Here is a 13,406-nt window from a genome sequence, read left to right as displayed (position 1 = left end):
CTCAAATGTAAAGAAAATTGAAAAGATAGTGGAAATTCTGAAAATGATTTATTAATTTTCAACTAAGATTCATTTGATATTTTTAATAGCGCAAGAAACAGAATTTGTTAGAATCGAGAAACGTGTAAAATGACATTGAAAATCTTATCAAGAGAAGATTATGAAACATTAAATACGACATTTAAAGAACGTTCTTTTATGCAAACTGTTGAAATGGCAGATTTACTCGAAAAACGTGGCTTTGACATTACATTTTTAGGATTGGAAGCAGATGGAGCTATTCAGGTGGCTGGCGTGCTTTATAGTATGCCGATGACTGGTGGACTTCACATGGAAATCAATTCTGGACCAGCTTCGACAAGTACAGCTTACCTTTCTGAATTTTATAAGGAATTAAAAACTTATGCTAAGGAAAATGGTGCCTTTGAACTGATAGTTAAGCCATATGACACCTACCAAAGTTTTGACAGTCATGGTAATCCAAACGATGATGAAAAACCTGAATTGATTAGCTGTTTGACTGATTTGGGATACAGTTATGACGGTCTTCAGACAGGCTATCCAGGCGGTGAGCCTGACTGGCATTACGTGAAGGATTTGTCAGGATTAACACCTGAAACACTTCGTAAATCATTTAGTAAAAAAGGTCGCCCACTTGTTAACAAGACAAATTCATTTGGAATTAAAGTGCGCAAATTAACCCGTGATGAACTTCATATCTTTAAAGAAATCACAGCATCAACATCTGAACGCCGTGAATACACAGATAAACCGTTAGATTATTATGAAGCTTTTTATGATAGTTTTGGTGATAAGTGTGAGTTCATGATTGCGACAATTAATTTTCAAGATTATCTCAAAAATGTGCAGGCTGGTCATGATAAAATTGCAGCTGACTTGGCAGTTTTGAATCAAAAGATTGCTGAAGGGGTCAACTCAGCCAAGGTTAATAAACAAAAAGCACAGTTTGATAAGCAAATTGCAACTTTTGATGTTCGCCTTAAGGAAGCTAAAGACTTGATTCAAAAACATGGTTCAGAGGATGTGGTTTTGGCAGGAAGTCTTTTCGTTTATACACCACAAGAAGCTGTTTATCTTTTCAGTGGTTCATACACCGAATTTAATAAATTTTATGCGCCTGTCGCCCTTCAAGAACATGTGATGACGGAAGCACTGAAACGTGGCATTACTTTCTATACTTTCCTTGGTATTCAAGGAATTTTCGATGGCAGCGATGGTGTTCTTCGTTTCAAACAAAACTTCAATGGTTACATTGTCCGCAAAATGGGAACTTTCCGCTACTATCCACGACCAATGCTGCATAAAATCATTGCAATCGCTAAGAAAATCTTAAGACGATAACTCAAACGAGCCTTAGGACTCGTTTTTTGGTATACTAGTGGTATTAATTATCAAGGAGAGAAAAAATGACTTTTGAAGAAATTTTGCCTGGTTTGAAGGCTAAGAAAAAATATGTGCGTACTGGCTGGGGCGGAGCAGAAAATTATGTTCAGCTTTTTGACAGCATCGAGCAAAATGGTGTGGCACTTCCAGTGACACCATACTTCCTCATCAATGTATCAGGTGAGGGCGAAGGTTTTTCAATGTGGTCACCAACTCCGTGTGACGTCCTAGCTACTGACTGGGTTGAAGTTCATGACTAAAGTACTTATCACAGGTGTGAGTTCAGGTATCGGACTTGCGCAAGCACGACTTTTTTTAGAAAATGGCTGTGCGGTATACGGCGTTGATAAATCACAAGCGCCTGAGATTCAAAATGAAAACTTTCATTTCCTACAGTTAGATTTGACGACGGATTTAGCTGCGCTCTACGACTTTGTTCAGGACGTGGACATCTTGTGTAACACCGCTGGAATTATCGACGCCTATAAGCCATTGCTTGAGGTGTCGGATGATGAACTCGAGCGCGTGTTTCAGACCAATTTTTTTGCGACAGTCAAAATCACCCGCTATTATTTAGCTAAAATGGTTGAAAGGCAATCAGGTATTATCATTAACATGTGCTCGATTGCTTCATTTATTGCAGGTGGGGGCGGAGCAGCTTACACCGCTAGTAAACACGCTCTTGCAGGCTTCACACGCCAGCTGGCACTTGACTATGCTAAAGACAAGATTCAAATTTTTGGTATCGCACCAGGTGCGGTTAAGACAGCCATGACCGCTAGTGATTTTGAACCTGGAGGATTAGCTGACTGGGTAGCCCAAGAAACACCAATTGGACGTTGGAGCAAGCCTGAAGAAATTGCTGACTTGACAGAATTTTTAGCATCAGGCAAAGCAAGCTCCATGCAAGGCGAAATCATCAAAATCGACGGCGGCTGGAGTTTGAAATAAATAGAGATAAGGAGACTTCTGAAATGAAGAGGAGAAAACCATAGGCTACTCTCTGTCGAACTCGTAATTGAAGTAAGACAGAAAAGAACAGGAGATTATTATGAACGCACAAGAACTTTGGAATAAATACAAAAAAATAAATCCTTCAATCGGAGATGATATTGATGCTTGGCAATTTGGAGTAGAAGCTGATTTGTTGGCACAGCTAGTCCTTGAAGGAACAAAAACAGCGACAGCGTCGGCTTATGATTTATACGCTGTTGATAATGACCCGCTACCTGAGGTCGGGTCTTATGATGTGGTTCTCGACAGTCAAGACCAAGCAGTTTGTATCATTCAAATCAAGAAAGTTTCTGTTGTGCCATTTAATCAGGTGTCAGCAGAGCACGCTTTCAAAGAAGGCGAAGGTGATAAGACATTAGCTTATTGGCGTGATGTCCACGAGAACTTTTTCAAACCTTATTACAATGAATACGGTCTGACATTTAACGGTGATAGTCAAATTGTTCTTGAAGAATTTGAAGTGGTCTATCCCACACTTTAGTATGACAATTACTTGTTATAGTATCAGTTTAAAAAACGAACATGTGCTAAACTGTGCTTAGACATTAATTAGGAGGAAATCCATGAAATTAGCTATTTTAGGAACAGGAAAAATCGTTGAAGAGGTTTTACCAGTTTTAAAAGAAATTAATGGAATCGAATTATCAGCGATTTTATCAACACCGCGCAGCATTGAAAAGGCTGAAAAGCTAGCTGAGCTTTATGCGATTAGTCAAGCTAGCAGCGACTACGATAGCATTTTGGCAAATCCAGATGTGGATACGGTTTATGTTGCCCTTCCAAATCACTTGCATTATGATTACGCTAAAAAAGCTTTGCTAGCTGGCAAACACGTCATTTGTGAAAAGCCATTTACACTTACTTTGGCTGAATTCGAAGATTTGGCTAAAATAGCTGAGCAAGAAAATCGAATTTTACTTGAAGCCATTACCAACCAATACCTTGGCAATTTTGCTTCTATCAAAGCTAATCTTTCAAAACTTGGTGAAATCAAGATTGTCGAGTGCAATTACTCACAATATTCATCTCGTTACGATGCCTTTAAACGTGGTGAAATTGCGCCAGCATTTGACCCAGCAAAAGGAGGCGGAGCACTACGTGACCTCAATATTTATAACATTCACTTGGTGGTTGGTTTGTTTGGTAAACCTGAAAAAGTTCAGTACTTGGCAAATGTTGAACGCGATGTGGACACTTCAGGAATTTTGATTATGGATTATGGACATTTCAAGGCTGCTTGTATTGGTGCTAAAGATTGTAGTGCTGACATCAAGTCTACTATCCAAGGAAATAAAGGCTCTATTGCTGTACTTGGACCAACTAATAGTATGCCAGAATTGTCTCTAGCCCTAAACGGTCAAAGTATGACAATGATTAACGAAAATTCCCTAAATCATCGTATGCATGATGAGTTTGTAGCCTTTCAAGCCATTATCGAACACAAAGATATGGCAGCAACAAAATTAGCACTTGACCACAGCCGTCTAGTCATGGAAGTTTTGGACGAAGCTGTTAAGAGCATGTAGTTAAGGTACAGATGCTATAAAATTAAGCCTTGAGGCGGTAAATGTGATATAATGGAGTAGCTTGTGTAAGTTGATTGAAAATTTTTAGTTAACTTACAAATCTACTCTATTTTTTTAAGGAATGAAATCATGTCAAATTATGCAATTATTTTAGCAGCTGGTAAGGGAACTCGTATGAAATCTGATCTTCCTAAGGTTCTTCATAAAGTTTCAGGAATTACAATGTTGGAACATGTTTTCCGTGCGGTATCAGCTTTGAATCCAGAAAAAAACGTTACTGTTATTGGACATAAAGCAGAAATGGTTCGTGAAGTTTTAGCTGGCAAATCAGAATTTGTCATGCAAACAGAACAACTTGGTACTGGTCACGCTGTCATGATGGCAGAAGACGAATTGGCTGGTCTTGATGGTCAAACACTTGTTATCGCAGGTGATACACCACTTATCACTGGCGAAAGCTTGAAAGAATTGATTGAATTTCACGTTAGCCACAAAAATGTTGCAACTATTTTAACAGCGACTGCTGAAAATCCATTCGGTTATGGACGTATCATCCGTAATGAAAATGGTGAAGTACTTAAGATTGTTGAACAAAAAGATGCTTCTGAATATGAACGTCAAGTCAAAGAAATCAATACAGGAACATACGTTTTTGATAACAAACGCTTGTTTGAAGCTCTTAAAAACATCAACACAAATAATGCTCAAGGTGAGTACTACTTGACTGATGTGATTTCAATTTTCCGTAATAGTGGCGAAAAAGTTGGAGCATATGTTCTTCATGATTTTGATGAAAGTCTTGGGGTTAATGACCGTGTAGCTCTTGCGACAGCAGAGGACATTATGCGTCGTCGTATCAACAAAAAACATATGGTTAATGGTGTTACTTTCCAAAATCCAGCAGCAACTTACATCGATGTTGATGTTGAAATCGCACCTGACGTTATGATTGAAGCCAACGTTACCCTTAAAGGAAATACAAAAGTTGGCGCAGGTTCTGTTTTGACAAATGGAACATACCTTGTTGATTCAACAATCGGTGAAAATGTGGCTATCACAAACTCTATGATTGAAAAATCAGTGGTTAAAGATGGAGTTACCATCGGTCCATTTGCTCACGTACGTCCTGATTCAACACTTGAAGAAATGGTTCACGTTGGTAACTTCGTTGAAGTGAAATCATCAACTGTTGGTAAAGGTACAAAAGCAGGTCACTTGACTTACATTGGAAACACAACAACTGGACATGATGTTAACTTCGGAGCTGGTACAATCATTGCTAACTACGATGGCCAACATAAATTTAACACAACTATCGGAAACAATGTCTTTGTTGGAAGTAACTCAACAATTATTTCTCCAGTGACATTGGGTGATAATGCCCTCACAGCAGCTGGTTCAACAATTTATCAAGATGTTGAAAAAGATGCGCTTGCTATTGGACGTGGACGTCAAGTTAATAAAGCTGGCTATGCTTTAAACAAACCACACCATCCAAACAACAAGAAAAAATAATCAAGAAAGTCTGGGACGAAAGTTCCAGATTTTTTAGAAAAATTTAGTGTGTTTCAAGGCTATTTCAAAGGCTTAATCTCATTGGAATGGCATTTCTCATTATTTTGTAGTAAAATCTATAGTGAACAATTTTTAGGGAGATTACTGAGTATGGATTTTGAAGAAAAAACGCTCAAACGAACTGAGATTTTTGATGGGCATGTTTTTAAAGTTGTTGTTGATGATATTGAATTGCCAAATAATCTTGGACAAGCTAAGCGTGAATTGGTTCTTCACCGAGGAGCTGTTGCTGTCTTGGCTGTAACAGATGACGATAAAATCGTTTTGGTCAAACAATACCGCAAAGCAATCGAAAAAGTTTCTTATGAAATTCCTGCTGGTAAACTTGAAATCGGTGAAAACGGTTCTGAACAAGAAGCCGCTGCACGTGAATTAGAAGAGGAAACAGGATATTCTGGCGATTTAAAACAAATTCATGAGTTTTATACAGCCATTGGTTTTTGTAATGAGAAGATTAAGCTTTATCAAGCAACTCAATTGCAAAAAGTACCAAATCCACGTCCACAAGATGATGATGAAGTTTTAGAAATTCTTGAATTAACCTACCAAGAATGTATGGATTTGGTCAAATCTGGAGCAATCGAAGACGCTAAAACAATCATAGCTCTTCAGTATTATGCTCTGCATTTTGGAGGATAAAATGGGAAAACCACTTTTAACAGACGAAATCATTGAGCGTGCTAATCGTGGTGAAATTTTTTACGATGATTACGAGGATAATGAAGAGACGAAAATTATCTCTACAGATCGCTTTGATACACTAGATACTTATGTGCCTTATGAGAAAGAAGAATCAAGGGGTTCCTTAGATAAGTTGAAAGAACGTAAAAACGATAACCAGCACGTTTATAAAAGTCGTCGAATTGAGAATGCGAAACGTAGCAAATTTCAACGAAAACTAAATCTAATAATGTTTATTGTGATTTTATTGTTGATGGCTCTATTTTTCGCAGTCTTTAACCTATAAAAATTAGAAGGAGAAACAGGTTTACTGATACTTTTTTTGTATTAGTTTCCTGTGGTTGTTATTATGAAAATTGGAATTATCGCAGCAATGGAGCAAGAATTAGAACTTCTTGTTAGCCACTTGGAAAACAAAGTTGAACATGATGTTTTGGGAAATATATACTATGAAGGTCAGCTAGGAAAACACCAAGTTGTCCTTGTTCAATCAGGAATTGGAAAAGTTATGTCAGCTATGTCTGTAGCTATTCTTTCTGACCATTTTGGTGTTGATGCCCTTATCAACACAGGTTCAGCAGGTGCTGTGGCAGAAGGCTTGAGCGTTGGTGATGTCGTTGTTGCTGACAAATTGGTTTACCACGATGTTGACGTCACAGCATTTGGCTATGAATACGGTCAAATGGCTGGACAACCACTTTACTTTGAATCAGACGATACTTTTGTTAAGACTTTTGAACAAGTATTGAGCGAAGCAAATATGACAAGTAAAATCGGTTTGATTGCTACGGGTGATTCATTTATTGCTGGTCAAGATAAGATTGATGCTATTAAGTCAGCTTTCCCAGCTGTTCAAGCAGTTGAGATGGAAGGTGCAGCTATCGCGCAAGCAGCTCATAATTTGCACAAACCATTTATCGTTGTTCGTGCCATGTCTGACACAGCAGCTCATGATGCCAATATTACATTTGATGAATTCATCATCGAAGCTGGTAAAAAATCAGCTAAAATCTTGATGGCTTTCCTTGAAAAATTAGCATAAAAAATAACCAAAGGTTAACTACCTTTGGCTTTTTTTATTAGTTATTGATTTTTTGAACGTAAATCTGCTCAGCGATTCTTTCAGGGATGACAAGTTGATTCGTACCATACGCGAGAGTATGCGTTTTAGCAAAATCGTCAACTTTAACAAGTTCAACGATGTCATTGATTTTTAGCCCGTGTTCTGCCAAGTAATTAAGTAGACGTGCTTCGTCATGGGTACGAATGATGTGATAACTTCCCAATTCTTGGATTTGGCTAAGGGTTTCATTATGGACCTCGATTAAGAGTTCACCTTTTTTAGGAATGGTACCACCGTGCGGACAAAATTCAGGAAAACCTAATTTTTCTTCTAGACGGTCGATGAAGGTTGTTGAAACGGTATGTTCAAGGACCTCAGCTTCTTGGTGAATTTCATCTGGGCTGTAGTTGAGATAGCTGTCCAAGAAGACCTCGATAAGGCGGTGTTTACGGTAGAGCTTTGAGACGAGTGATAACCCTTTGCGAGTGAGGTAGTAGCCTACTTCTTTATCTTTGATGATGAGCTCTTCAGCAATCATTTTTTTAACCATTTCAGTAACGGCTGGTGCTGAAACCACCATTGAGGCAGCAATTCGCTTATTGGTGATTTTGGTTCTAGTTTCTCCAAGTTCGTGAATACATTTTAGATAATCTTCTTTATTAGGTGTCATAGTCTCTCACTTTCTGTCTTTCTATTATAGCAAAAAAATCATTTGAATATGGTGCCAATTGCTTGCTAGATAGGGATTTTTTGAAAAAAAAAGCAAGTCAGGAACCTCTAACTTGCTTTACAGAATTTATTTGAATTGAAAATCTTTAACGATTTCAATACTTGTGATAGTAATATCAGTAGATGGTTTGTCGTTGTTGTCAGTTTCAACGCTAGCAATGTTATCAACGGCATCCATGCCATTAATAACTTGACCAAATACAGTATAATTGCCATCTAAACTTGGATTTCCACCTTTGGCATAAGCATCAATAATAGCTTTTGGATAGCTATCGTTTAAGAGTTTTGAAGACTGGTCAGTAGTGTTTTGATTAATGAAAAATTGACTACCGTTGGTATCAGCGCCAGCATTTGCCATAGAGAGTGCTCCGCGGATGTTATAAAGATATGGTGAGATTTCGTTTGCAAAGCCATTACCAGAATCGATTTTTGCATTTTTACCATTCCAGATGGATTCACCCCCAGTACCGTCTCCATTAGGGTCACCTGATTGAATCATGAAATCTGAGATAGCACGGTGGAAAAGAAGATTGTCATAATACCCTTTTTTAGCATGAGTTAAGAAATTTTCCACTGCTAGTGGAGCGTATTTTGGAAAAAGCTTGAGTGTGATGTCGCCTTTAGAAGTGTGCATAATCACTTCAGCTTCATCTTTAGCTATTTCTGATGATAATTGAGGAAAGGCAGAGCTATCGGATTTTAGTGCTTTTTGGAGATCTTTAGCGTATTGTTTTGAAGAAGATTCACTTGCACGTTGTTGAATTTTGGCATCCACATACTCGTTTCCTCGAATAGCGCGTGTCATGCTTTCGCATCCTGATAAACTTGCTAGACATACTGCTGCTAGAGCAAATTTCCAAATTTTTTTCATGATTCCTCCTATAAAAAAAACGTTTAAAAACTGTTAATGACTACATTTTATCACAAATCGAAGCTGATGACTTAAAAGTCTAAAAAATGGTATAATGTTCGTATGGCAAAAACAAAAAGTAGAAAAAAAGGACGTCGTACGAGACGCCCGACAAAAGCAGAAATAAAAAGACAAAAAGCAATGGAACGCTTCATCATGGCGATTATTACTGCAGTTATTTTTTTCTTTGCAATTGCTCGATTGGGAATTTTTGGGATAACTGTCTATAATATTGTCCGATTTGTAGTGGGTAGTTTGGCTTACGTGTTGATGTTTGCGGTTCTTATATATTCTATCGGATTCAAGTGGCTTCACAAGCAAACTGGACTTATCGGTGGTTTTGTTGTGACGATGATTGGGCTTTTGCTTGAATGGCATGCCTATCTTTTCTCACTGGCAAAATTCCGTGATAAGGAGATTTTCTCGACCACAGCTGGCTTGATTTACAATGACTTAATCAGGTTTAAAGTGGCAACATTTGCTGGCGGAGGGATGCTTGGAGCTCTTCTTTATAAACCGGTAGCCTTTCTTTTCTCAAATATTGGGACATTTTTGATTGGTGGATTGTTCATTGTTTTAGGATTATTTTTGATGAGTCCGTGGGAAGTCTATGACTTGGTTGATTTCTTTAAAGAAAAATCTCAAGAATGGGCTGCGAAAAATGAAATTAGAAAGCAAAAACGCTTTGTCAAACGTGAGGAAAAACGTGCGCTTGCTGAACAAAAACGTCAAGAACAAGCTCAAAAAGAGGAAGAAGAGCGTTTGGCTCAATTGACAGTTGATGAGGAAACTGGTGAAATTCTTGATGGGCCTGACGACAACGAAGCTTCATTATTTGAAAATCTTCCAGCAGAACCAGAAGCAAGTGAACCTGAGATTCTTGCTTATAATCAGTCACTTGATGACCTTAATGTACCAGCACTTGATGATGAAAAATCTGAGATTACGCCAGCTGAGCAAGCAATGCTTGATGAAGAAGATGACAATGAGCTGTTAGATGTTGATTTCTCAGCCAAAGCAAATCTTCTTTACAAGTTGCCGACAATCGACCTTTTTGCACCAGATAAACCTAAAAATCAATCAAAAGAAAAAAATCTGGTTCGTAAGAATATCAAGGTTTTAGAAGATACTTTCAACAGTTTTGGTATTGATGTTAAAGTTGAACGTGCTGAAATTGGTCCATCAGTCACAAAATATGAAGTTAAACCCGCAGTTGGTGTGCGTGTTAACCGTATTTCAAACTTGGCAGACGATTTAGCTCTTGCGCTTGCTGCAAAAGATGTCCGTATTGAAGCACCGATTCCAGGTAAATCTTTGGTAGGTATCGAGGTACCTAACTCAGAGATTGCCACAGTCACTTTCCGTGAACTTTGGGAACAAGCAGATACTGACCCAAATAAACTTCTTGAAGTTCCGCTTGGTAAGGCTGTTAACGGAACTGCCCGTACCTTTGACCTAGCTCGCATGCCTCACTTGCTTGTAGCAGGTTCAACTGGTTCAGGTAAATCCGTTGCTGTTAACGGAATTATCGCAAGTATTTTGATGAAAGCTCGTCCAGACCAAGTCAAATTCATGATGATTGACCCTAAGATGGTTGAGTTGTCAGTTTATAACGACATTCCACATCTTTTGATTCCAGTAGTGACAAATCCACGAAAAGCAGCGCGTGCTCTTCAAAAAGTGGTTGATGAAATGGAAAATCGTTACGAACTCTTCAGTCATTTTGGTGTGCGAAATATCGCAGGATATAATGCCAAGGTTGAAGAATTTAATGCACAGTCAGAGCAAAAACAAATCCCGTTGCCACTGATTGTGGTTATCGTCGATGAACTTGCTGACTTGATGATGGTTGCCAGCAAAGAAGTGGAAGATGCGATTATTCGTTTGGGACAAAAAGCGCGTGCAGCAGGTATTCACATGATTCTTGCGACACAACGTCCATCTGTAGATGTCATCAGCGGTTTGATTAAGGCAAACGTGCCATCACGTGTAGCCTTTGCCGTATCATCAGGAACTGATAGTCGTACGATTTTAGATGAAAATGGTGCTGAAAAACTTCTTGGACGTGGTGATATGCTCTTTAAACCAATTGATGAAAATCACCCTGTTCGTTTGCAAGGTTCATTTATATCAGATGATGATGTTGAACGTATTGTTGGCTTTATCAAAAATCAAGCTGACGCAGATTACGATGATAGTTTTGATCCAGGTGAAGTTTCTGAATCTGATTTGAAATCAGGTGGAGGCGGTGCTTCGCAAGAAGGTGACCCGCTCTTTGAAGATGCTAAAGCTTTGGTTCTTGAAACTCAAAAGGCAAGTGCCTCAATGCTCCAACGTCGTTTGTCAGTCGGCTTTAATCGCGCAACCCGCTTGATGGATGAACTAGAAGCAGCAGGAGTTATCGGACCAGCCGAAGGAACAAAACCACGTAAAGTCCTAATGACCAATCCAAATCCAGAAGCATAATAAAAAACGTTAGTCAGAAGACTAACGTTTTTTCTATGCCATCGTAAAAATCAATATGACTACAACAATATAAAAAATAAATGTAACGATAAAACCAGAACGCCAGAAAAATTTACCAAAGCGTCGGTAAGAAAATGAGTGGTTTTTCTTTAAGAAAAATGCGGTTAAACTAAGTGCCAAAAGAGATAGACAGATTAAGTAGTAAAAAAAGACACTGCTATCTAAAAATTTATTAACGACCAAAGCAATCTCAAGCGCAAAAAGTGGAAAAGAAAGGTCGGTAAAGAGAATACCAAAGCGTTTTAAATTGAAAAAATTAACTAGAATATACGCAAAAATCGGTGTCAAAAAAATAAAAGAAAAGGAAAATAATTTGTACATCATCATGTCTTATATTTTATACTGAAAGTTTGAAGAAGTAAATAATTAGAAGCTTATTCTTAATAAAATACTTTTTAAAAATTATGAAATCAAAAATGTTGAAAGTGCTTGCTTTTAAAAAGTGAAATAAAACTTGAAAATAAAGCATTTTTTAGGAAATATTTGATGCAAATTCCTTGCTTTTTCCTAGAATTAATGTATAATGAGTGGGTATGCTATTGAGCATATCTGTGGGAGGTAAAAATCTTAATTACCGCCAAAACCACAACAGGAGGATTTTATAAATGGCTAAAAAAGTCGAAAAAGTTGTTAAACTTCAAATTCCTGCTGGTAAAGCTACACCAGCTCCACCAGTTGGACCAGCTCTTGGTCAAGCAGGTATCAACATCATGGGATTCACTAAAGAATTCAACGCTCGTACAGCTGATCAAGCTGGTATGATCATCCCAGTTGTTATCTCAGTATACGAAGATAAATCATTTGATTTTGTAACTAAAACTCCACCAGCTTCAATTCTTTTGAAAAAAGCTGCAGGTGTTGAAAAAGGTTCAGGTACACCTAACACAACTAAAGTTGCAACAGTTACTCGTGCACAAGTACAAGAAATTGCTGAAACTAAAATGCCAGACTTAAACGCTGCAAATGTTGAATCTGCAATGCGTATGATTGAAGGTACTGCTCGTTCTATGGGATTCACTGTTGTTGACTAATCAATAGCAACCCAATTAGTGGATTAATTGAGGTAAACACACTGTACCATTGAGATTAATTCACGCTAGACCCGCAAGACTTCATCGTAATTTGATGAGTGACGTGGGAGATTTTAAATCAAATCGATATGACCACATTACAAGGAGAATTTTAAATGGCTAAAAAAAGCAAACAAATGCGTGCTGCACTTGAAAAAATCGACAGCACTAAAGCTTACAGCGTAGAAGAAGCTGTAGCTCTTGCAAAAGAAACAAACTTCGCAAAATTTGATGCATCTGTAGAAGTTGCATACAAACTTAACATTGACGTTCGTAAAGCAGACCAACAAATCCGTGGTGCAATGGTATTGCCAAACGGTACTGGTAAAACACAACGTGTTCTTGTATTCGCACGTGGTGCTAAAGCTGAAGAAGCTAAAGCTGCTGGTGCAGACTTCGTTGGTGAAGACGATCTTGTTGCTAAAATCAATGACGGTTGGCTTGACTTTGACGTAGTTATCGCTACACCGGACATGATGGCTATCGTTGGACGTCTTGGACGTGTCCTTGGACCTCGTAACCTTATGCCAAACCCTAAAACTGGTACAGTAACTATGGACGTTGCTAAAGCAGTTGAAGAATCTAAAGGTGGTAAAATTACTTACCGTGCTGATAAAGCAGGTAACGTACAAGCTATCATCGGTAAAGTATCATTCGACGCAGACAAATTGGTTGAAAACTTCAAAGCTATCCACGAAGTTATGGTTAAATCTAAACCAGCTACTGCTAAAGGTACTTACATGACTAACTTGTCAATCACTACTACACAAGGTGTAGGTATCAAAGTAGATCCAAGCTCATTCTAATTGATACATTAAAGAATCCGTTTCTTTGAAGCGGATTTTTTTGTGGGCTGTGTGATTAATATTATAGGAAAAAAAGGGAAATTATTTATCAGTTTTAAAGTC

The 13,406-nt window shown here is 38.1% G+C and carries 15 protein-coding genes; 12 read left to right on the top strand and 3 right to left on the bottom strand.

From position 1 onward, the window contains the following. Positions 1-129 precede the first annotated feature (129 nt). The 9 genes from HMPREF0819_RS04615 to HMPREF0819_RS04575 all read left to right on the top strand — a co-directional run bounded on the left by HMPREF0819_RS04615 (position 130) and on the right by HMPREF0819_RS04575 (position 7,242). The gene (locus tag HMPREF0819_RS04615) at positions 130-1,362 is read left to right on the top strand and encodes an aminoacyltransferase (RefSeq protein ID WP_004232908.1); all 1,233 of its coding nucleotides are present in this window, start codon (positions 130-132) and stop codon (positions 1,360-1,362) included. A gap of 65 nt (positions 1,363-1,427) precedes the next feature. Next, positions 1,428-1,664: a DUF2829 domain-containing protein gene (locus tag HMPREF0819_RS04610; RefSeq protein ID WP_004232906.1), complete on the top strand. Its 237-nt coding sequence runs from the start codon at positions 1,428-1,430 to the stop codon at positions 1,662-1,664. Next, the gene (locus HMPREF0819_RS04605) at positions 1,657-2,355 is read left to right on the top strand and encodes a 3-oxoacyl-ACP reductase (RefSeq protein WP_004232905.1); all 699 of its coding nucleotides are present in this window, start codon (positions 1,657-1,659) and stop codon (positions 2,353-2,355) included. The genes HMPREF0819_RS04610 and HMPREF0819_RS04605 overlap by 8 nt, the downstream gene beginning before the upstream one ends. Before the next feature lie 100 nt (positions 2,356-2,455). Beyond that, positions 2,456-2,899 (top strand): ASCH domain-containing protein, encoded by a 444-nt coding sequence (locus HMPREF0819_RS04600; RefSeq protein ID WP_004232902.1) that lies wholly within the window; start codon positions 2,456-2,458, stop codon positions 2,897-2,899. 82 nt (positions 2,900-2,981) lie between these two features. Then, entirely contained in the window at positions 2,982-3,944 is a 963-nt protein-coding gene (locus HMPREF0819_RS04595) for a Gfo/Idh/MocA family protein (RefSeq protein ID WP_004232901.1), read from the top strand. Positions 3,945-4,073: 129 nt separating this feature from the next. After that, positions 4,074-5,459, top strand: a complete 1,386-nt coding sequence (gene glmU / locus HMPREF0819_RS04590) for a bifunctional UDP-N-acetylglucosamine diphosphorylase/glucosamine-1-phosphate N-acetyltransferase GlmU (RefSeq protein WP_004232900.1) — start codon at positions 4,074-4,076, stop codon at positions 5,457-5,459. A 150-nt stretch (positions 5,460-5,609) separates the two neighbouring features. Continuing rightward, positions 5,610-6,158: an NUDIX domain-containing protein gene (locus HMPREF0819_RS04585; RefSeq protein ID WP_004232899.1), complete on the top strand. Its 549-nt coding sequence runs from the start codon at positions 5,610-5,612 to the stop codon at positions 6,156-6,158. 1 nt (position 6,159) lies between these two features. Further along, positions 6,160-6,486, top strand: a complete 327-nt coding sequence (macP, locus tag HMPREF0819_RS04580) for a cell wall synthase accessory phosphoprotein MacP (RefSeq protein ID WP_044023336.1) — start codon at positions 6,160-6,162, stop codon at positions 6,484-6,486. Positions 6,487-6,549: 63 nt separating this feature from the next. Further along, entirely contained in the window at positions 6,550-7,242 is a 693-nt protein-coding gene (locus HMPREF0819_RS04575) for a 5'-methylthioadenosine/adenosylhomocysteine nucleosidase (RefSeq protein ID WP_004232895.1), read from the top strand. A gap of 37 nt (positions 7,243-7,279) precedes the next feature. On the opposite strand, the gene HMPREF0819_RS04570 is transcribed toward HMPREF0819_RS04575, so the two are convergent. Then, on the bottom strand, positions 7,280-7,933 hold the full coding sequence (locus HMPREF0819_RS04570) for a metal-dependent transcriptional regulator (RefSeq protein WP_004232893.1): 654 nt from the start codon (positions 7,931-7,933) through the stop codon (positions 7,280-7,282). Between the two features lie 126 nt (positions 7,934-8,059). Next, positions 8,060-8,863, bottom strand: a complete 804-nt coding sequence (locus tag HMPREF0819_RS04565; protein WP_004232892.1) for a peptidylprolyl isomerase — start codon at positions 8,861-8,863, stop codon at positions 8,060-8,062. A 102-nt stretch (positions 8,864-8,965) separates the two neighbouring features. Between HMPREF0819_RS04565 and HMPREF0819_RS04560 the strand changes: the two genes are divergently transcribed. Further along, positions 8,966-11,368, top strand: coding sequence for a DNA translocase FtsK (locus HMPREF0819_RS04560; protein ID WP_004232891.1), 2,403 nt, complete (start codon positions 8,966-8,968; stop codon positions 11,366-11,368). Positions 11,369-11,401: 33 nt separating this feature from the next. On the opposite strand, the gene HMPREF0819_RS04555 is transcribed toward HMPREF0819_RS04560, so the two are convergent. Further along, positions 11,402-11,755, bottom strand: a complete 354-nt coding sequence (locus HMPREF0819_RS04555) for a DUF3397 domain-containing protein (protein WP_044023335.1) — start codon at positions 11,753-11,755, stop codon at positions 11,402-11,404. Positions 11,756-12,033: 278 nt separating this feature from the next. Between HMPREF0819_RS04555 and rplK the strand changes: the two genes are divergently transcribed. Continuing rightward, the gene (gene rplK / locus HMPREF0819_RS04550) at positions 12,034-12,459 is read left to right on the top strand and encodes a 50S ribosomal protein L11 (protein ID WP_004232887.1); all 426 of its coding nucleotides are present in this window, start codon (positions 12,034-12,036) and stop codon (positions 12,457-12,459) included. Positions 12,460-12,614: 155 nt separating this feature from the next. Then, positions 12,615-13,304, top strand: a complete 690-nt coding sequence (rplA, locus tag HMPREF0819_RS04545; protein ID WP_004232886.1) for a 50S ribosomal protein L1 — start codon at positions 12,615-12,617, stop codon at positions 13,302-13,304. Positions 13,305-13,406 lie beyond the last annotated feature (102 nt).

This window comes from Streptococcus equinus ATCC 9812 (genome assembly GCF_000187265.1).
In the GTDB taxonomy this organism is placed as follows: Bacteria; Bacillota; Bacilli; order Lactobacillales; family Streptococcaceae; genus Streptococcus; species Streptococcus equinus.
This window is presented reverse-complemented; position numbering and strand designations above follow the sequence as displayed.